General features: G+C 48.2%; 18 protein-coding genes, 8 tRNA genes and 2 pseudogenes. 11 read left to right on the top strand and 17 right to left on the bottom strand.

Annotated elements, in window-relative coordinates:
* Nucleotides 1–7: 7 nt before the first annotated feature.
* Genes QZ157_RS05795 through QZ157_RS05760 form a run of 8 tightly spaced genes read right to left on the bottom strand, consistent with a single transcriptional unit; the run spans nt 8 to nt 5,742 of the window.
* Nucleotides 8–718 (bottom strand): zinc ribbon domain-containing protein, encoded by a 711-nt coding sequence (locus tag QZ157_RS05795; RefSeq protein WP_295142980.1) that lies wholly within the window; start codon nt 716–718, stop codon nt 8–10.
* A gap of 9 nt (nt 719–727) precedes the next feature.
* Nucleotides 728–1,465, bottom strand: coding sequence for a Nif3-like dinuclear metal center hexameric protein (locus tag QZ157_RS05790; protein ID WP_295142977.1), 738 nt, complete (start codon nt 1,463–1,465; stop codon nt 728–730).
* A 6-nt stretch (nt 1,466–1,471) separates the two neighbouring features.
* A complete protein-coding gene (gene glyQ, locus QZ157_RS05785) occupies nt 1,472–2,350 on the bottom strand; it encodes a glycine--tRNA ligase subunit alpha (protein ID WP_295142974.1) in 879 nt (292 codons plus the stop codon).
* A gap of 10 nt (nt 2,351–2,360) precedes the next feature.
* A complete protein-coding gene (locus QZ157_RS05780) occupies nt 2,361–2,774 on the bottom strand; it encodes an effector binding domain-containing protein (protein ID WP_295142972.1) in 414 nt (137 codons plus the stop codon).
* Nucleotides 2,775–2,776: 2 nt separating this feature from the next.
* Nucleotides 2,777–3,250, bottom strand: a complete 474-nt coding sequence (locus tag QZ157_RS05775) for a DUF3972 domain-containing protein (RefSeq protein ID WP_122874143.1) — start codon at nt 3,248–3,250, stop codon at nt 2,777–2,779.
* A 10-nt stretch (nt 3,251–3,260) separates the two neighbouring features.
* The gene (gene purE / locus QZ157_RS05770) at nt 3,261–3,758 is read right to left on the bottom strand and encodes a 5-(carboxyamino)imidazole ribonucleotide mutase (protein ID WP_002951177.1); all 498 of its coding nucleotides are present in this window, start codon (nt 3,756–3,758) and stop codon (nt 3,261–3,263) included.
* Entirely contained in the window at nt 3,755–5,017 is a 1,263-nt protein-coding gene (locus QZ157_RS05765) for a peptidase U32 family protein (protein WP_295142966.1), read from the bottom strand. Before QZ157_RS05765 ends, purE begins: the two co-directional genes overlap by 4 nt.
* Entirely contained in the window at nt 5,014–5,742 is a 729-nt protein-coding gene (locus QZ157_RS05760; protein WP_295142963.1) for a chemotaxis protein, read from the bottom strand. Before QZ157_RS05760 ends, QZ157_RS05765 begins: the two co-directional genes overlap by 4 nt.
* A gap of 123 nt (nt 5,743–5,865) precedes the next feature.
* Between QZ157_RS05760 and QZ157_RS05755 the strand changes: the two genes are divergently transcribed.
* From QZ157_RS05755 to QZ157_RS05710, 10 genes are all read left to right on the top strand, one after another.
* Nucleotides 5,866–6,645 (top strand): histidinol-phosphatase, encoded by a 780-nt coding sequence (locus tag QZ157_RS05755; RefSeq protein ID WP_295142961.1) that lies wholly within the window; start codon nt 5,866–5,868, stop codon nt 6,643–6,645.
* Between the two features lie 86 nt (nt 6,646–6,731).
* Nucleotides 6,732–8,162, top strand: coding sequence for a type I glutamate--ammonia ligase (gene glnA, locus QZ157_RS05750; protein ID WP_295142958.1), 1,431 nt, complete (start codon nt 6,732–6,734; stop codon nt 8,160–8,162).
* Between the two features lie 125 nt (nt 8,163–8,287).
* Nucleotides 8,288–8,363: transfer RNA gene (locus QZ157_RS05745), tRNA-Lys, on the top strand.
* Between the two features lie 10 nt (nt 8,364–8,373).
* Nucleotides 8,374–8,449, top strand: a tRNA-Glu gene (locus QZ157_RS05740).
* A 16-nt stretch (nt 8,450–8,465) separates the two neighbouring features.
* A tRNA-Val gene (locus tag QZ157_RS05735) sits at nt 8,466–8,541 on the top strand.
* Nucleotides 8,542–8,549: 8 nt separating this feature from the next.
* A tRNA-Asp gene (locus QZ157_RS05730) sits at nt 8,550–8,626 on the top strand.
* 3 nt (nt 8,627–8,629) lie between these two features.
* A tRNA-Lys gene (locus tag QZ157_RS05725) sits at nt 8,630–8,705 on the top strand.
* A gap of 18 nt (nt 8,706–8,723) precedes the next feature.
* Nucleotides 8,724–8,799, top strand: a tRNA-Val gene (locus QZ157_RS05720).
* Nucleotides 8,800–8,807: 8 nt separating this feature from the next.
* Nucleotides 8,808–8,884, top strand: a tRNA-Asp gene (locus tag QZ157_RS05715).
* A 3-nt stretch (nt 8,885–8,887) separates the two neighbouring features.
* Nucleotides 8,888–8,963: transfer RNA gene (locus QZ157_RS05710), tRNA-Lys, on the top strand.
* 503 nt (nt 8,964–9,466) lie between these two features.
* Here QZ157_RS05710 and QZ157_RS05705 read toward each other — a convergent pair.
* A pseudogene (locus tag QZ157_RS05705) lies at nt 9,467–9,559 on the bottom strand (IS1595 family transposase); the annotation flags it as partial.
* A 706-nt stretch (nt 9,560–10,265) separates the two neighbouring features.
* On the opposite strand from QZ157_RS05705, the gene QZ157_RS05700 reads away from it, so the two are divergent.
* Nucleotides 10,266–10,817: a hypothetical protein gene (locus QZ157_RS05700; protein WP_295142956.1), complete on the top strand. Its 552-nt coding sequence runs from the start codon at nt 10,266–10,268 to the stop codon at nt 10,815–10,817.
* Between the two features lie 87 nt (nt 10,818–10,904).
* Here QZ157_RS05700 and QZ157_RS05695 read toward each other — a convergent pair whose 3' ends face one another.
* The 8 genes and pseudogenes from QZ157_RS05695 to QZ157_RS05660 all read right to left on the bottom strand — a co-directional run.
* Nucleotides 10,905–11,564, bottom strand: a complete 660-nt coding sequence (locus QZ157_RS05695; RefSeq protein WP_295142954.1) for a hypothetical protein — start codon at nt 11,562–11,564, stop codon at nt 10,905–10,907.
* 795 nt (nt 11,565–12,359) lie between these two features.
* Nucleotides 12,360–12,971 (bottom strand): L(+)-tartrate dehydratase subunit beta, encoded by a 612-nt coding sequence (gene ttdB / locus QZ157_RS05690; RefSeq protein ID WP_295142952.1) that lies wholly within the window; start codon nt 12,969–12,971, stop codon nt 12,360–12,362.
* Complete coding sequence (gene ttdA, locus QZ157_RS05685; protein WP_295142949.1) at nt 12,968–13,867, bottom strand: L(+)-tartrate dehydratase subunit alpha; 900 nt, start codon at nt 13,865–13,867, stop codon at nt 12,968–12,970. Before ttdA ends, ttdB begins: the two co-directional genes overlap by 4 nt.
* Nucleotides 13,868–13,880: 13 nt before the next feature.
* Nucleotides 13,881–14,330 carry a DUF2809 domain-containing protein gene (locus QZ157_RS05680; RefSeq protein WP_295142947.1) on the bottom strand — a complete coding sequence of 150 codons (450 nt, stop codon included), beginning with the start codon at nt 14,328–14,330 and terminating at the stop codon, nt 13,881–13,883.
* Between the two features lie 49 nt (nt 14,331–14,379).
* A complete protein-coding gene (gene larB / locus QZ157_RS05675; protein WP_295142943.1) occupies nt 14,380–15,126 on the bottom strand; it encodes a nickel pincer cofactor biosynthesis protein LarB in 747 nt (248 codons plus the stop codon).
* Nucleotides 15,113–15,892 (bottom strand): ATP-dependent sacrificial sulfur transferase LarE, encoded by a 780-nt coding sequence (gene larE, locus QZ157_RS05670; RefSeq protein WP_295142941.1) that lies wholly within the window; start codon nt 15,890–15,892, stop codon nt 15,113–15,115. The genes larB and larE overlap by 14 nt, the downstream gene beginning before the upstream one ends.
* Nucleotides 15,864–17,282 carry a nickel pincer cofactor biosynthesis protein LarC gene (gene larC / locus QZ157_RS05665; protein ID WP_295142938.1) on the bottom strand — a complete coding sequence of 473 codons (1,419 nt, stop codon included), beginning with the start codon at nt 17,280–17,282 and terminating at the stop codon, nt 15,864–15,866. The genes larE and larC overlap by 29 nt, the downstream gene beginning before the upstream one ends.
* Before the next feature lie 2 nt (nt 17,283–17,284).
* Nucleotides 17,285–17,877: pseudogene (locus QZ157_RS05660) on the bottom strand (general glycosylation pathway protein); the annotation flags it as partial.

The following is a 17,877-nucleotide window of genomic DNA, read 5'->3' as shown; positions in this document are numbered from 1 at the left end:
TTAAAGGCTAGTTCGCCGCTTCTTTGTATAAAATTCGGCCGCAGTGAGGGCAGGTCACGATATCTTCGCCCTTGATGACGGCAGAATAAGTCTTGTCGTTTATTTGCATAAAGCAACCGTAGCAGGCCTGCTTTTTGACAGGCACGACGGCTGTGTTGTGCGCCCATTTGCGGATTTTCTCGTAAAAGGTCAAGATTTTTTGATTCATCTCGCCGACTAGCTTGTTTTTCTTAGCGTATATTTCGTCTCTTTGTTGCTCGATAGCGCCGACTTCGGCCGAGATTTCGCTCTCGATTTTGGTCAAATTTTCGCCAAGTTCCGCAGCCTTTGCCTCAAGCTCGCTTTTTAGCGCATTTTTGCTATCTATGATTTTTTCTAGTCTTTCGACCTCTTCGTTTGCGGCCTCTAGCTGTTCTTTAGCTAGCTCGTCTTCTAGTTGAAGCGCTTTTATCTCTTTTTCGGTTTTTGCCGCACCGCTTTTTTTAGCGACGTCTTTTATCTTTGCGCTAAATTCGGCTATGTGCGCGTTGGTTTGAGATTTTTGATTTTTTAGCTCGGTCACGCTCGTAGCCGCTTCCTCGATCTGCGCTAAAATCGCCGCCTGCTCGTCCTTGGTCGCTCTTAAAACGCTTTGAACTTTCTCAAGGCGCGGCGTAAAATCGTCGATATCTTTATCGATGTTTGAAAGCTCGACTAGCTGTTCTAAATATTTATTCATCTTTTTCCTTTAACTGTATGAAAACGGGTTTTTTGAGTTGGATATTATAGTAGGAATCGGCAAAATTTGCAAATATTTTGCAAGCGACTCCCCAAAATACCGCTCGCTCTCGAAGTGCCCGATGTCTAGCATAGTAAGATTATTTTGCGCGGCGCTCATGGCTTGGTGATACTTCAGATCTCCGGTTAAAAACACGTCCGCTTTAACGCTATCAATCAAATCGCCGCCGCTTCCCGTGCAAAATGCAAGGCGTTTTACCTGCGCATTGGGATCAAATTTTCGCCCTTTGCAAACTCTTAAATGGCTTAAATTTAGCTTTGTTTTTACCATCTCGCAAAGCTCGTCAAAGCTCAAATTTACATCCGCATAAAGCACGAATCCATCGCGTTCTTTTATTGCAAAGCCCAAAATTTCGCTTAGCACGTATTCGTTTAGGTGGCTTAGATCATAGTTTGTATGCATCGCGATTAGGCTTAAATTTTTAGCCATCATCTTTGCGATTAGGCTACTTGGATACTTGTCCAAATTTAGGGATTTTAGCCCCTTAAAAATGAGCGGATGATGCGTAATGATAAGCGAGTTCGGCTGTGCTTCGTCCAAAAGCTCGTCGTCGACGTCAAGGCTAAGGTAAACGCGCTCCGCGCTCGCCTCAAACGAGCCCACGAGCAATCCGCTGTTATCCCATTCCTCTTGACTCGCAAACGGGCTAATCTCGTCTAAAATTTTATAAATTTCGCCGATTTTCATCAAATTTTATTCGCCCTTCGCGTCGTTCGCGGCATCGATGCTGGCTTTATACGTTAGCGCGCACTCTTTGGCTAGCTCGCGGATTTTTAGGATATAGTCTTGCCTTTGCGTTACGCTGATCGCTCCGCGCGCGTCAAGGACGTTAAACGTATGCGCCGCAAGCATGCAATAATCATACGCAGGCAGCGAAATTTTAGCCTCTAGGCAGCGTTTGCACTCGCCGAAAGCATTTTCAAACTGGCGAAACAGCATATCTACGTCCGCGACCTCGAAATTATATTTGCTCCACTCGTACTCGCCTTGTTTATGCACGTCGGCGTAGGTCACGATGTTGCCGCCCCTATCGTCCCAAACGATATCGTAGACGCTATTTACGTCCTGCAAATACATCGCAAGGCGCTCGAGACCGTAAGTGATCTCAGCCGAAACCAGCTCGCACGCGATGCCGCCAACTTGCTGAAAATACGTAAACTGCGTCACCTCCATACCGTCCAGCCAGACCTCCCAGCCTAGCCCCCAAGCGCCTAGCGTCGGGCTCTCCCAGTTATCCTCGACGAAGCGGATGTCGTGATTTTTCAAATTTAACCCAAGCTTTTCGAGGCTTTTTAGATAAAGCTCCTGTATATTTTCGGGGCTTGGTTTAATGAGCACCTGAAACTGATAATAAGCACCCAGGCGGTTTGGGTTTTCACCGTATCTACCGTCGGTCGGGCGGCGAGATGGGGCAACGTACGCCGTCGCCCACGGCTTTGGTCCGAGGCTCCTTAAAAAAGTCGCCTGATGATAGGTGCCGGCACCCGCAGGCATATCGTATGGCTGCAGTATCACGCAACCCTGCTCGCGCCAGTAATTTTGCAACGTCAAAATAATCTCTGAAAACGTCATTTTTTACCTTTTATTTTATTGATATGTAAATTTCTATTTTTTCGTTTAAATATTTCTCAAAATCCGTTTCGTAGGCTCTTTTTAGCTTTGAGCTTTCAAAATATTTCCAAATTTCTCCCCAAAATTTTGCTACGTTTTGCGGCTCGTTTGGAAAGCTAAAAACAGCGTATTTGCCGCCTTTTATCTCTAAAATTTCACCGCCTGAGCAAAGCGACTTCGTACCGATAAATAAATCATAAAGCCCGTTTACGCCGTTTTCGTAACTACAATAAACGCCGTAAATTTCGCTTTTGCCGTCATAAAATTCTTTTGTAAATTTAGCCCACAAGGCTGGGATTTTACCGTCGCCGTTTATCTCGTCGGCATTTTTGGTACGAGTTTTTAATCCGCAAATTTTAAAACCCTCTACCGCTAAAATTTCCATGACTACTCCTTGTCGCCTTTAAAATTTTCAACCGCCTTGTTCCACATGAGCTTGTATTTTCGTTTTAAAAACTCGACTTCATCTTGCGAATTTTTTAGCTGCTTTGTGAGCGTCTCGACCGTGCGGCGATCCTCGTCGTAGAGCTCTTGCATCGAGATTAGCGCCTCTTTTAAAAACTTATTTTCGTTGCGCAGGGTCTCTAGCGTTTCGTCTTTAGCATCAAGCACCTTTTCGTGCAAATTTAATATCGTGCCGATCGTCTTTTCCACGAAGCTAAAGCCGTCGGCACCGATCTGGGGCGCAGGTACGGCCACGACGCTAGGCACCACGCTCATCGTGCCCTGGCTAGCCTCTATGAGGATCTCGCCGCCTTCTTCTTTCGTATTTAGCACGCCGCGGTTTATCATCCCCTCGATTACCTCGCGCTCTAGGTGCACGAGCTTGCAAAATTCGTCTATACTTAAGTATGTCTGCATATTTGCTCCTTTAGGCGAGTAAAACTTCCACCTTCGCCGAGTCTTCCTCTACTTGCTTAGCTTTGGCTGCTCGGTCGGCTTTTAGCATTTCGTCTAGATTTTGGTCGTTTAGAGCTAAAATTTGCAGTGCCAGATAGGCTGCGTTTACCGCGCCGGCCTTACCGATCGCTACGGTGCCTACAGGCATGCCGCCTGGCATCTGCACGGTCGAATAAAGCGCGTCCACGCCGCTTAGCGCGGAGCCTGCCATCGGTATGCCGATCACAGGACGAGTGGTGTTTGCCGCGATAGCGCCCGCCAAGTGCGCCGCCATGCCGGCTGCTGCTATAAATACCTGCGCGCCCTTTTCCTCGGCTGCGGCGACGTATTCGCTCGTTCGCTTCGGGCTTCTGTGCGCGGAGCTTATGATCAGCTCGTAAGGAACGTTAAATTTCTCAAGCGTTTTCGCCGCCTCGCTAACTACGTCGTAGTCGCTCTTGCTTCCCATTATTATAGATACGAATTTCATTTTATTTCCTCTCTTAAAAAGCTAAATTTAGGCAGCCTCGCGCCCAAATTTACTTCGTTTTCGTTGCCGCTGTGGATTTCTGCTATTTCCTTGCCTTTTTTGGTTACGAGCTTTTTAAATTTGATAAATTTCTTGCCGTCGCGACCAAAAATTTGAGATATTTCGCTCTCGCACTCATCTATCTGAGCGCCCAGGGGAGCCACGATCTCGTACTCGTTGCCTGGGAAAATTTTATATTTGCATTTAAAAAACTCGCAGTCTAAAGTCATGGCGTTTACCTGATGAGTGCCTTCTTCTAGGCTACTGGTGTGATTTTGCGTATCCGTTTTTTCAAACGGGCGATTTACCAAGTAGCCGTCGGTAAAGCCGCGATTTTTTAGCGTATTTAGTTCGCTCGCGTAAATTTGCGCGTCAAATTTGCCAGCCGCTGCGTCGTCGACAGCCATTCGGTAGGCTCTGGTCGCGCAGGCGGCGTAGTATTCGCTTTTCGTGCGGCCTTCGATCTTTAGGCTATCGACCGCGCCGCTTTCGATGATATCTTTGATGTGTGCGGATAAATTTAAATCTTTGGAGTTCATCACGTGCGTGCCGCCTTCTTCGTCTTCTTCTAGGCGAAACAGCGTCCCGCTCTCGGGGTTTTTGGCGTAGAGTTCGTATTTAAACCTGCAGTCGTTGGCGCAGCTGCCGCGGTTTGACTGGCGGCCGCTTTGAACCGCGCTAACCAAACAGCGCCCCGAGTAAGCAAAGCACATCGAGCCGTGTACGAAAATTTCGATATCGAGCGTCGGGATTTGCTCTTTTATCTTCACGACGTCTTTTAGGCTCATTTCGCGCGCTACGACGATGCGTTTTGCACCCATTTCGTGGTAGATTTTAGCGTCAAGCGCATTCATGACGTTTGCCTGCGTCGAGAGGTGTATCTCAATCTCGGGCGCGATCTCTTTTGCTAGGCTCATGACGCCCGGAGTCGCGATGATAAAGGCATCTGGCTTCATTGCAGAAATCGTTTGCAAGTGGCGTTTTAGCGGCTCGATTTGCGAATTAAAAGGAAACGCGTTTACCGTCGCGTAAAATTTCTTGCCCTTTGCGTGCGTGTATTCGATAGCTTCTTTGAAGCTTTCAAGGTTAAATTCGCGCGCCGAACGAGTGCGAAGAGAAAAGCTCGCCACCGATGCGTAAACCGCGTCCGCGCCGTACTCTAAGGCTATTTTTAGCTTGGTTAAATTTCCCGCGGGAGATAAAAGCTCGGGCTTTTTCACTTTTTGCCCAAGCTTTCGATCAGAGCCTCGATATCGTCGTTACTGACGAGATTTTCGGTGTGCGTATCGCCAGCGATATGTACGGCCGAGGCTACGCGCTTCTCGTCGTCGATCTTGCCCTCAAAGAGGCTGCTCATATACTTGCTAAGCGCTCGCATTACGTTGATGACGCGCTCGATCTTTTGACGATGGATGTCTTGATACTGCATCATATCCATCGCCATCATTATCTCGTCTTCGGCCATCCTGACATTATCTAGAGTCGTTTCTGCAGAGCTTTTTAGTGCGTTATTTTTCTCTAGCGCCTCGGCAAAAGTAGCGATATTCGGGAATTTTTCGTGTAGTTTGGTAAAAATTTCGATATTAGCCTCTATACCGCTGATAATCTCGCTAAGTCCGCTCTCTGCGTCCATAGAGAAGTTATTGATCGCGTCAAGCTTGTCAAACATCTGCGTGGCTTTTTCCTCGCTGTCTTTCGTGACGTCGTCTAGTTGATGAACCATCTTGTGATCATCGGTCGGAGGAGGCGGAGGCCATGGCATATTTGAGGATACTTTGTAGTCGCCGGAGTCGAATTTAACGTCTTCGTCTTTGCCCTCTACCGAGGCTTCCTCGGCGGTTTCTAGGTTTAAATTTTCATCTTCGCTAGCTTGCGCGTCGTCGGTCTCGGCGGCAACGCCCTCTAAATCGCCCGCCATCAAGGCGTCAAGTTCTTCTTGCGTCATAAAAACTCCTATTTAAATTTAGGCTGATTATATAAAAAATTAACGAAATGTAAGTTTAAAAAGCGAATTTTATCCTTAAATTTATCAAATTTTAGGTAGCATCTCGGAAACAAAAGGACGAAAATGAAAGTCGATCTTCACAATCACACTCCGCTTTGCAAACACGCTATAGACGAGCCTAGGCAGTACGTTTTAAGCGCGATAAATTCGGGCTGCGAGTATTTTGGTTTTAGCGACCACGCGCCGATGAAATTTGACGAAGCGTACCGTATGGATTTTTCGCAAATGGACGTTTACGAGAGCGAAATTTTGCGCCTCAGAGACGAATTTGACGGGCGGATAAAAATAATGCTCGGCTACGAGGTCGATTTTTTAGAGGGCTTTATGGATGAGCGGGTTTTATCGCGCGACGCAGACCATCTCATCGGTTCGGTGCATTTTTTGGGCGGTTGGGGCTTTGATAATCCCGAGTTTATCGGCGAATATAAAAACCGCGATATAGATCAAATTTGGCGGGATTATTTTTACTGCGTAGAAAAGATGGCAAAGTCTGGCAAATTTGACATAGTCGGACATTTGGATTTGCTAAAAGTATTTAAATTTATGCCAAAAACCGACGTTAGACTCCTTGCTAAAGACGCGATTAACGCTATAAAAAAGGGAAATTTGACGGTGGAGATAAACGCGGCCGGCTTTAGAAAACCGATCGGCGAGCAGTATCCGAGCGTAAATTTACTAGAAATGATCGCCGAAAAGGATATCCCAATCACCTTCGGCTCGGATGCTCACGCAAAAGACCAAGTCGGTCTAAACGGCGAAAAATGCGAACAAATCGCTAGAAATTTAGGCTTTAGCAAGTGCGCGATATTTAAAAATCGCGATAGAGAATTTGTAAAATTTTAGATCAGGTAGAAAAAATTATTTAAATTAATCTTAAAAGCAATATTTTATGATACAATTACGAAATTAATAAACAAAGGAGCGGAAAAATGGGAAAATTCGTAAAAAGCATCGATCATTTTTTTGATTTTTGCAAAGAGCACGAGGTTAAATTCGTAGATTTTAGATTTACCGATATGAACGGCGCTTGGCACAGCATCACGTATAACGTAAAAGCCGTCGAAAAGGCGCATTTCGAGCATGGAGTGCCGATGGACGCGAGCTCGCTGGGCGGCTGGCAACCGATAGATAAAAGCGACATGGTAATGCGTCCGGAAGCTACTAGCGCCTTTTTAGACCCTTTTACCGCCGACGTTACCGCAGTCGTTTTTTGCGATATTTACGACATTTACAAGGGGCAAATTTACGAAAAATGCCCGCGCTCGATAGCCAAAAAAGCGATGGCCTACGTAAAAGAAAGCGGCGTGGGCGACGCGGCGTATTTTGGGCCGGAGAACGAATTTTTTATATTTGATAACGTAAAAATCGTCGATAGCCCAAACTGCGCGATGTACGAAGTAGATACCGAAGAGGGCGAGTGGAATGATGCCAAGGACTTTACCGACGGCTACAACACGGGCCACAGACCGCGTAGAAAAGGCGGCTATCTGATGACGCAGCCGACCGATAGTATGGTCGATCTGCGCACTGAAATGATGCAGGTTTTAGAGCAAGTAGGCCTTGAAGTCTTCGTCGGGCACCACGAAGTCGCGCAGGGTCAAGGCGAGATCGGCGTGAAATTCGGCACTCTCGTAGAGGCCGCCGATAACGTGCAAATTTACAAATACGTCGTCAAAATGGTCGCGCACCTAAACGGCAAAACCGCGACCTTTATGCCAAAGCCGCTCTACGGCGACAACGGCAGCGGCATGCACGTGCATCAGTCGGTGTGGAAAGACGGTAAAAATTTATTCTACGGCGAGGGAAATTACGCGAATTTAAGCGATTTCGCGCGCTGGTACATCGGCGGAATCTTAAACCACGCAAGAAGCGTCGCGGCGTTTACAAACCCGAGCACAAACAGCTACAAGCGCCTAATCCCGGGCTTTGAAGCGCCGTCTATCCTAACGTATTCTAGCCAAAATCGCTCGGCATCGATCCGTATCCCTTACGGCTCGGGAGAAAAATCCGTGCGCGCCGAGATGAGATTCCCTGATAGCACGGCAAATCCTTACTTGGCTTTTGCTACGATGCTGATGGCCGGGCTTGACGGCGTGAAGCACAAAATGGAGCCGGTGGGCCCGATGGATGAAAATTTATTTAAACTGCACCTAGACGAAATTCGCGAGCGCGGTATCGAGCAGCTACCGCATACGCTAAGGGGCAGCCTGGAAGCGTTAATCCGCGACAACGAATATCTCCGTCCGATAATGACCGAGACTTTTATCGATGATTATCAGCATTATAAATTTGAAACCCAAGTGTGGCCGTACGAGGCAAGACCTACGGCATACGAGTTTAAGACTTGTTTTTCTTGCTAAATCGAATTTAAACGTAAATATCGTCGCAAATTTTTAAATTTACGACGATATTTTAAAAACGACGGCGATTTTCTTGACAAATCAGCCTTTTTTATATATAATCACGTTTCGTTTTTTGAAAATTTGTCTTGTTAGCTCAGTCGGTAGAGCATTTCACTTTTAATGAAGGGGTCGCTGGTTCGAGTCCAGCACAGGACACCATTTTTACATAGACCCTTTCGTCTAGTGGCCCAGGACTCTACTCTCTCAGTGTAGCAACAGAGGTTCAAATCCTTTAAGGGTCGCCACGATTTAGTCTTTTTTGGTCGCTTAGCTCAGTTGGTAGAGCGCCACCCTTACAAGGTGGATGTCATAAGTTCGAGTCTTATAGCGACCACCATTTTAGGTGCAGCGGTAGTTCAGATGGTTAGAATGCCGCCCTGTCACGGCGGAGGTCGCGGGTTCGAGCCCCGTCCGCTGCGCCATTTGTCTTGTTAGCTCAGTCGGTAGAGCATTTCACTTTTAATGAAGGGGTCGCTGGTTCGAGTCCAGCACAGGACACCATTTATTTTTATTAACTTCGGTCGCTTAGCTCAGTTGGTAGAGCGCCACCCTTACAAGGTGGATGTCATAAGTTCGAGTCTTATAGCGACCACCATTTTAGGTGCAGCGGTAGTTCAGATGGTTAGAATGCCGCCCTGTCACGGCGGAGGTCGCGGGTTCGAGCCCCGTCCGCTGCGCCATTTGCCTCGTTAGCTCAGTTGGTAGAGCATATCACTCTTAATGATGGGGTCGTAGGTTCGAACCCTACACGGGGCACCACTCATACCATAAAGTAACCACAAAAATTTTCTTGATGTTTTTTAGTTTAAGGTAACTTAAGCAAATTTTCTCTTGTCAATCTCAAAAGTTTCTGATATAAGTTTTATTTCGTAGTTTTAGTGCTATATTTAAACTACTTACGCTTGTAGCCACTTTTTAAAAAGCTATAAACGCGGCGATGTGGAGCAGAATACACTCTTTAAGATAAGGTAGAAATTCTCTTTTTCTTAACTTCCCTGTGGTCGCCGTCGTCACTACGCCTAAAAATTCCCTTTAAATTTAGAAATCCATGCTTAGCATATCCCTTCTGCCTCTACTTTACTATACTCGTAGCCTTTGGGTGGGCGGTAGCAAAGCAAGCAGCAACTAAAATTCTCAATGCCATTTATACGGTTTTGCCGTTAGCTTCTTGCAAAGTAGTAAGCAAAGCGAAGTAAAGACGATTTTTATTTACTCAAACAAAGCGCCTAGGCGAGCTAACGTACCAAAAATTTTGCCTAAAAGCCGGTTAGATTTGCTATTTTAGTAGCTTCTATTTCTTTTGCTAAATACTTTAGAACTTCTCTAAATTTATTATCTAAAATTTGGGAACGTATATACTTATTTTTAACTTCTCTACGCCAGCCGCTTTAAGAGCTTTGGCAAAATCATAGTTCTCGCATTTAACTTCACTTCATTTACTACCGATGGGACGCAGTTGCTTTGAGAAAAACGTCTGCGAAAGTTTTTGACTTATCTTGAGCCTAAATTTGAAAATTCTAAGCGGTAGAAAAGACGCCCTGACTCCGAAACGGTATCAAAGAAGCAGACAGGCCTTGCAAGATACGTAAAAGCGGTTAGCGCCGTTACCGCTGATGCCCGTAAAATAGCCGGATAAAGGGTGTTTTAAAGGATTTTGCTAAGATTACGCAAGGAGCGTCAAGAAATAAATATCGCAGCAAATTTAAAATAAAACTTACGCAAAAAGCGCGATTATTGATTGCGGACGGGTTGCCTAGCTTTAAAGTCGGTCGCGGCAAACGAACTTACTCAAAGATACGCGCAAACGGCGCCAAAATTTTAGTTTTTGCCAAAAGCGGGCTGGATTAAACTGCGTAAAGCCAAATAGGCGGCATATAAAGAGCGTAAATTTGGGCAAGGAAGACTTCAAGAAGATGGTATAATACGCTCAAAAATCGCTAAAAGGTCGCAGTTATAGAGCCGAAAAATAAGATTATAAGACTAAAAGCAAGATTAAGATTGGCCGCAAGGAAGCTTAAAATTGCCTTTTTTGTTAGCTTGGGCGCTTACGCTTTGGTTGCTTTGAGCTTATTTGCCGTACCCGAAGATATCTTGTCCGCTCACGCGGCTTTTAGAGACTTTACGGCGTTTATGGCGGATTTTTATCCTGCTATAAATACGGCGCAGACTAAAACCGCCTTTGGCGACGTGGCGGCGTTTCATCTTAGTTATTTATGCTTTTTTATGCCTGTTTGTTTGCTATTTGCGGGACTTTACGGCGTGGCAAAAGGAGCTACCGGCAGGCTTGAAGGAAGCAAAAGCAACGCCCAAGCGCTTTCGCAAGGCATTATTTTATTTGCGCTTATCGTATGCTTTTTGGTATTTGGCGGACTTAATGATTTTTTCTCTGGCTATTGGATATGGCACACTTATCGGCCGACGCGAGAGTTTACGATGCAGATAAGATTTGAACTATTTTTTTGCTATGAATTGATCGGCTTTGGTATTGCGAATTTTTGCGTGATGATGTCGGCATATCTTATTATACAGATTTGTAGGCAGCTGTGGGCGTTTGTTTTGCTTAGGGCTCGCCAAACGGCTGCGTTTTTCAGGCGGTTTTTCGGGCGTCGTTAGGTTACGCGATAAAGTTTGTTTGAAACGAAGTCAAATTTGACCATTTGATGCGAGAAACGCTAAATTTAAACAGCTAAAACCATAAATTTAAGCCGTGCGGCATTCTTGCTTCATTTTCATGCGGATAATGTTTGCTTGCAGCAATGCTTCCTCCTTATCAGGCAAGTTTGCGAGCCGCTCTAGCACCTCTTTGGCAAGTTTTTCCGGTTCGCTTAAATCATTTTTTGCACTTAAATCATCTAGCAGCTTCGCGTTTGCTTTCGCCGCGCTTAGGCACAAAAAGTCAAAACATACGCAAAATACGAGTAAAATCTGCGCGCACGGGACGTAAATGCTAAAAATATCCCTTGAAATTATCGCCGTAATAAGCCCGCAAAGTAGTTCCAAAAGCGCCAAGCGAAATGAAAAAACGTAAAAATATCGCTCCTCTAGCCTTGCAATCAGCGAAAATCCAAAAAGTAGCGCATCTAAAAGCAACCCGGAAGCCGGCCCGCCGAAAATATTTGCCGAGGCGCCCCAAGTAAAATCAAAAATGATATTTTGCGAAACCAGCACGATATAAAGCGATAAGATGAACGCAGGCGCAAACATGGCGAGGCTAAATTTAGGGTCTTGCAAGCAAAGACGCGCGGCAAATTTGATAAAAGCATAAAATTTAGCCAAAATGCCCAAAGTAAAGTAGCCTACAGCCGTCAAAAACAGCGCGCAAGCACAGAAAAATACAACCGTAAAAGTCGTTTTGCCCAAATTTTTCCTTTTTTATATTGTTAATTAACGGATAAATTTTGCTGTTTGGGCCGTTAAATTTGGCTTAAATTTATCCGTAAACGGCGGTTAAATCTGGATCGCGTCCGAGCCTGAAGTATCACCTACAGCGTTTGGCTTGCGACTTTTAGTAAATAAAAAATATCCTCATCGCCTACGCTTCCGCCGTCATAAAAATCCAAAATTTCTTTTAACTGCCGCTTATACGGACGCCAAGCTTGCTTTGGATCAGAGATTTATATCCGCAGTCCCGCAGCCGCCGTCAGCGCCGTAGATTTTGGTATTTATTTATGTTTGTTTTATATTTATATTTTGCCTCTTGGCTACGTTGCGGACGAAAATTTAAGCCGCCAAGACTTGTTTTAGCTAAATTTGCGCACTCATGCCTAAAATCAGGCAATGCGGGCGCAATACTGGGCGCGCTAGGGCTTGCAAGCTACCTCTACGTAAGCGTGAAATTTGCGCAGAAAGATAGCGCGTGAGCTAAATTTGCGAAAGAGCCTCAGCGAGATTGGCGCGCTTTTAATCGGTGCTTTAAAACGGCGGCTTTGCGGGTTTAAATTTTTAAAATTTATCCCTCGCGATTAGTTAAATTTTGCAGATAAAATTTAATCTCGCGACAAGTCCCGCCGGCTGTTTTATTAATCGATTACGCCCGCGCTATCCGCCCAAAGCCCTTAAAATTTGCCCCTCGTTAGAGCGTTAAATTTTAAATTTTAGCGGCAGGGCGTAAAAATTTAAGGCGTAGAATTTAAAGCGCGAGCCGCCAAAATTTAACTACTTTATAAACCCGACCTGCGGTAAGATTTCAGCTAGCGCCGCGTCCTTTTTCTCGTTAAATTTGACCTTATTCTGCTCAAAAAGATTATTTCCGTGCGCGTCTATGGAGACGATAAGCGGGCCAAACTCCTTCACGCGGCACTTCCACAGCGTCTCGGGCATCCCAAGCTCCGTCCAGTCCGCACTCTCGATCTCCTCGACCTGCGTCGCGGCTACCACCGCGCAGCCTGCGGGAAATACGCAGTGTATCGCGCCAAACTCCTTGCAGCCGCTCATCGTGCCCTCGCCCATGCCGCCTTTACCCACAATCAGACGCACGCCCGTTTTGGCGATAAATTCGCGCTCAAATTTCTCCATCCGCATGCTCGTAGTCGGCCCCACCGAGACCATTTCAAAGCCCTCATCGCCCACTTTTCTGATGATCGGTCCAGCGTGCAGGATCGCTCCGCCTCTGATATCAAGCGGCAGCTTGCGGCCCTCCTGCACGACGCGTCTGTGCGGCACGTCGCGGCAGGTGACGATGTGCCCGCTGAGGTAGATCACGTCGCCGATTTTGATATCTGCTAGATCCTCGGCCTTGATCGGCGTGGTTAAAATTTTCTTACTCATAGCGCGAACTCCTTGTGCGATTTTACGGCAAAATTTAGCTTTTCGTCCCAGATGATGTGGCCTTTGCGGTGCGACCAGCAGCCCACGTTTACGGCGACGGCGATGACGCTTGGGTGGCGGGCGCAGTTTTCGATATGCACGCCCATCACCGAGCTTGCCCCGCTCATTCCTTGCGGGCCCAGGCCGATTTTATTTATGCCCTCTTCGAGCAGCTTTTCGGTTAGTGCGGCGCGGTCGTTTGGGTTTGCCGAGCCAAGAGGCCTCATCAGCGCCTTTTTAGATAGTAGCGACGCCACGTCGATCGAGGTGCCCACGCCTACGCCCACTAGCAGCGGCGGACAGGCGTTTATGCCGTAGCTCGTCATTATGTCCATGACGAATTTCACGACGCCCTCGTAGCCCATGCCGGGCATCAGCACGGTCGCCTTGCCGGGCAGACTACAGCCGCCGCCCGCCATGTAGGTGTGTATCTCGCACTCGCTACTTTGCGGCACGATCTCCCAAAATACGCTCGGCGTGCCCTTGCCGACGTTTTTGCCGGTATTGTACTCGTCGAAGGTCTCGACGCTGTTGTGACGCAGCGGAGCCTCGCGCGTCGCTCGCAGTACGGCCTCTCGCAGCAGCTCCTCAAGCTCGCCGATGAGCGGGAAGTTCGCTCCGCAGCGCACGAAAAACTGGATCACGCCAGTATCCTGACAGGACGGGCGGTCTAGCTGCTTAGCTAGGCGCTGGTTTTCAAACATCGTTTTGTAGATCTCCTTTGCCAGCGGCTGCGTCTCGCGCTCGGCGAGCTCCAGCAGCTTCGCTGTCACGTCGTCGGGCAGCACTTTGCCCGTGTAGCCGACGAATTTCGCCATGACCTCGGTCATCTTTTGCACGGCTTTTTGTTTATCCATTGCTTCTCCTTTGCTAAATTTTACTTTCAAATTTTTCATAAGCGCCCGCCAGGACGCAGCCAACCGCATAGCAGAGCAGGTCGGCAAAATCAAACGTCCCGCCGATCATTACTTTTAAAATTTTATTTTCTACGCCTAAAATTTGCACCGCGCCAAAATACTGCGCGAGCTCCAAAGCCGCCGCGAACGCGAAAATTTTAAGCGGCAAATTTAAAGGCGGCACGCTAAACGCAGTCCTAGCGAGCGCATAAAGCAAGATGACGGCCAAAACGTCGCCCGCGTAGTGGCGCACGAAGCCGCCCTTTACGCAGATCGCGATATAAATTTCAGCCGCTAAAATCAGAGTCGCCGCGATTAAAAACGCTAACCTTGTTCTCGTGCTTTGTCTTATTTGCGTCTTTTGCGGGAGCTTTTTTGCGCCCTTCGGCCTAGCCTTTTGCTCGTTTAAATTTTTCTCTCGCAACGCTTTCCTTTTAAATTTAGCCGATAAATTTGCCTCGCGCGGCGTAAATTTAGAGATGATTTATCAGGCTCGCGTTATACGCGGCGCCGAATCCGTTGTCGATATTTACGACGCTAACGCCGTTTGCGCAGCTGTTTAGCATCGCTAGCAGAGCCGCCAGTCCGCCAAAACTCGCGCCGTATCCCACGCTGGTGGGCACCGCGATCACCGGCACGCTAACAAGCCCCGCCAGCACGCTAGCTAGCGCGCCCTCCATGCCCGCCACCGCGATCACGACCTTTGCGCCGCGTATTTGCTCTAAATTTGCGATCAGCCTGTGCAGTCCCGCCACGCCCGCGTCGCTAAATTTGCGCACGTCGTTGCCTAAAAATCGCGCCGTCTCGTACGCCTCCTCCACTACCGCGCCGTCGGCGGTGCCGGCGGAGACTATCGCGATGTAGCTTTGCGTGAGCGCGGGTTCTTTAAATTTGACGCTGATGACGCGGCCGCGAGCGTTAAACTCCGCCTGCGGCAGTATCTCGCGCACCCGCTTAAAAACCCGCTCGTTCGTGCGCGTGATTAGGATATTTTGCCCTCTCGCGCCGATCGCTTCTGCGATACGTAAATTTTCATCATCCGTCTTGCCCTCGCCGTAGATCACCTCGCCCGTGCCGTTTCGTAGTGCGCGCTGAACGTCGATTTTAGCGCAGCCAGCGTCGCTAAAAGGAAAATCCCGCAAAAACTCTATCGCCTCGCGCTCGCTTTTTTCGCCCGATTTTACGGCGCGGATAAAATTTAAAGCCTCATCTTTCGTCATTTAAAATCTCCCCGCGAAGCCCCTTTAAATCAAGCAAAATATCATACTCGCCAAGCGCGGCGATCTCGCGTACGACGGCGCCAAAATCTCCCGCGCAAAAGCGCCTCGTCTCGCTCGCTCCCATTTGCAGCTTAAAGGCTTTGCCGTCAAAGCGCGCGCGAACGTTTAAAAACCCGTGCGAGATTAGCAGATTTTCGGCTCGCTCCACGAGAGAAATCTCCTCCGCGGAAAACTCCCTGTCGTGCGGTAAACGCGTCAGAAGGCACGCGTAGCTGGGCTTATCTGCGGTCGGCAGTCCAAGCTCGCGGCTAAGCTCTCTAATCTCTGATTTTTTGAGGCCTTTAAGCGGCGAAAGTACGCCAAGCTCGTCTTTTGCTTTAAGCCCCGGGCGGTATTCGCCAAGATCGTCTAGGTTCGTGCCGTCGGCGACGTTTGTAAAGCCTAGATGTTTTGCTAGCTCGATTAGCCGCGTAAAAACCGCCTTTTTGCAGACGTAGCAGCGATCTTGCGGATTATTTTTTACCGCTTCGGGCGCGTCTAGCTCTAAAATTTCGTGCCTGATGCCGTAAGTACGGGTAAATTCTACCGCCTCTTTTATCTCGCGCCCCGACATATAGGGCGATTTTAGCGTGATCGCCACCGCGCGCCGGCCTAGCGTATCGGCGGCAACGCGCAGCAGTAGCGAGCTATCCACGCCGCCGCTAAACGCTACGGCTAAATTTTCCAGCTTTTTTATATCATTTTTTAGAATTTCTAGTTTCGTCATATTTTTTTAAAGTCTCGTTTCTAACCTCGCGGATCGTCGTTTGAAATCTCTGCGCGGCTTTTTTGCAGTCCTCGAATTCTGGCTTGATTTTTAAAATTTCGGGGTAATTTCGGACTAAATTTTCATCCGTCGAATTTTGCTCGGCGTTAAAACCGCAAGCTCGGCCGCGCGAAATTTTAATTCTTATTTTGCCGTATTTAGTCTCCACCTCGCAAAACTCGCGCGCAAGCTCGGTTTTCCTCACGGCGCACTCTCTAACTCCGATCGCCGTCGTATGCGCGAAAATAAGCCCCTTTATCCGCGTGGCGTCCTGCTTGCGGCACAGCGCGTTTAGCTCAAAGCCCGCGCGCCCCTTTTTCATAAAAATAGACCTGCTAAATACGTCCAGCGCGCCGCTATCTCGCAAAATATCGCACGCAAAGGCAAAGCTCTCGGCGTCCATGTCGTCGATATTAGTGGAGATTAAAATCCGCTCGCAAAGCTCGCCATAGCCGATCTGCACGCTCAAATTTGGCTCATCTCTCAAGCCTAAATCCTCGCTCGTTTCGCAAAGTATCACGCGAAGCGCGTTGGCAAAATCTGCGACGTCTTTATCGCCAGCGCCGTAGCCCGCGCTTAAAATTTTAAAATTTCGCGGCGACTCGCGGCTGTCTTGCTCTCTTAAATTTAGTGCGCAGGCCTTTAAAATCGCCGCTCCTGTGGGCGTAGTCATCTCGAAATTCGCTCGCCCTAGGCTTACTTGCGCGCCTTTTAAAATTTCGCAAACCGCAGGCGCCGGTACGGTCAGCCTGCCGTGAGCGCAATGCGCAAAACCGCCGCCAAGCTCGATAGGCGAAGCAAAAATTTGCGGCGCGCCCAAGGCCTCCAAGCAAATAGCCGCGCCCACTACGTCCGCGATGCTGTCTGCCGCGCCTACTTCGTGAAAATGTACTTGCTCTACGCTAGTGCCGTGGATTTTAGCCTCGGCTCGCGCGATAACGCTAAAAATTTCGCTTGCCGTTTTTTTTACGAAAGCGCTTAGGCTAGAGCTCTCGATAAGCTCTAAAATTTGCGCGAAATTTCGCGGATGCGGATGGTTTTGGGCGGGCTTATCCGCTCTAAATTGGGCGCCGTGAATTTTGCCGCTTAAATTTTGACGCGGGCTAAATTTAGCACCCGAGAGGCCAAGCGGAATTTGATCCCGATTTGTCGCGCAAATGACGTCTATTTTGGTTGCGGAGATACCGCATTTTAGCACTTTGCGCTTGCGTAGGTAAAACTCGCTAGCTAAATTTAGCTTAGCAAGCTGGGCGCAAAGATAGCTAAAATCCGCGCCCAGATCCACCAGCGCGCCTAAATTCATATCGCCGCTGATGCCCGCACTTGCGTCGTAGTAAAGAAATTTCGCCAAACTTAAACCTTAGGCACCGTCATCGAGCCAAACGGCAATATGATGATCCCGGCGTCCGCACCCTTTTGCGCGAGCGCGTCGTCCACGGCCTTTTGCAAATCATGATACGGTTTTAGGTGCACGGCTCGCATCTCGTCGTCGCTAAGCTCGCTCACCGCCCAGGTCTGCGCCCAGAGCGAGATTTCAGCCATCTTAGCGGCTTTGTGATAGCCTAGGTGAAATTCGTTCGAAATTTTTTCCAGCACCTCTTGCGGGGTCGGCGCGGACGCCATTAGGTTAAAAAACGGCTTTGGTCCGATGCCCGTGCGGCACTTTGCGACCATTATCAAAATCCCGTCCTTAGCAAGCGCTAGTTTGCCGTTGTCTAGGGCTTTTTGCGCCTGATAGAGATCGACGTCCATCGGATAGGGCGCGACCGAGATCACGATATCTGCCTTGCGCGGGATATTTACGCAAAATACCTCGTCGGCCTTTTTTACGCAGTCGTAAAAGCTATCGTTTAGATCGCCGGCGCTTGCGTAATACACGCCGTGCTCGCTATCAAGCACCGTCTGGATCGAAAAAACGTCGATGTGCGCAAGAACTTTCATCGCGT

Origin of the sequence: uncultured Campylobacter sp. (assembly GCF_905372745.1) — a bacterium.
Lineage (GTDB): Bacteria > Campylobacterota > Campylobacteria > Campylobacterales > Campylobacteraceae > Campylobacter_A.
Note: the sequence above shows the minus strand (reverse complement) of the source record. Positions and strands in the feature narration are given on the sequence as shown.

Bases quoted from the DNA above. Each gene is read 5' to 3' on its own strand.
- QZ157_RS05795 (WP_295142980.1), bottom strand. From the start codon at position 718: ATGAATAAATATTTAGAACAGCTAGTCGAGCTTTCAAACATCGATAAA.
- larE (WP_295142941.1), bottom strand. From the start codon at position 15,892: ATGACGAAACTAGAAATTCTAAAAAATGATATAAAAAAGCTGGAAAAT.
- QZ157_RS05775 (WP_122874143.1), bottom strand. From the start codon at position 3,250: ATGCAGACATACTTAAGTATAGACGAATTTTGCAAGCTCGTGCACCTA.
- ttdB (WP_295142952.1), bottom strand. From the start codon at position 12,971: ATGAGTAAGAAAATTTTAACCACGCCGATCAAGGCCGAGGATCTAGCA.
- QZ157_RS05755 (WP_295142961.1), top strand. From the start codon at position 5,866: ATGAAAGTCGATCTTCACAATCACACTCCGCTTTGCAAACACGCTATA.
- QZ157_RS05790 (WP_295142977.1), bottom strand. From the start codon at position 1,465: ATGAAAATCGGCGAAATTTATAAAATTTTAGACGAGATTAGCCCGTTT.
- ttdA (WP_295142949.1), bottom strand. From the start codon at position 13,867: ATGGATAAACAAAAAGCCGTGCAAAAGATGACCGAGGTCATGGCGAAA.
- glyQ (WP_295142974.1), bottom strand. From the start codon at position 2,350: ATGACGTTTTCAGAGATTATTTTGACGTTGCAAAATTACTGGCGCGAG.
- QZ157_RS05760 (WP_295142963.1), bottom strand. From the start codon at position 5,742: ATGACGCAAGAAGAACTTGACGCCTTGATGGCGGGCGATTTAGAGGGC.
- QZ157_RS05780 (WP_295142972.1), bottom strand. From the start codon at position 2,774: ATGGAAATTTTAGCGGTAGAGGGTTTTAAAATTTGCGGATTAAAAACT.
- glnA (WP_295142958.1), top strand. From the start codon at position 6,732: ATGGGAAAATTCGTAAAAAGCATCGATCATTTTTTTGATTTTTGCAAA.
- larB (WP_295142943.1), bottom strand. From the start codon at position 15,126: ATGACGAAAGATGAGGCTTTAAATTTTATCCGCGCCGTAAAATCGGGC.
- purE (WP_002951177.1), bottom strand. From the start codon at position 3,758: ATGAAATTCGTATCTATAATAATGGGAAGCAAGAGCGACTACGACGTA.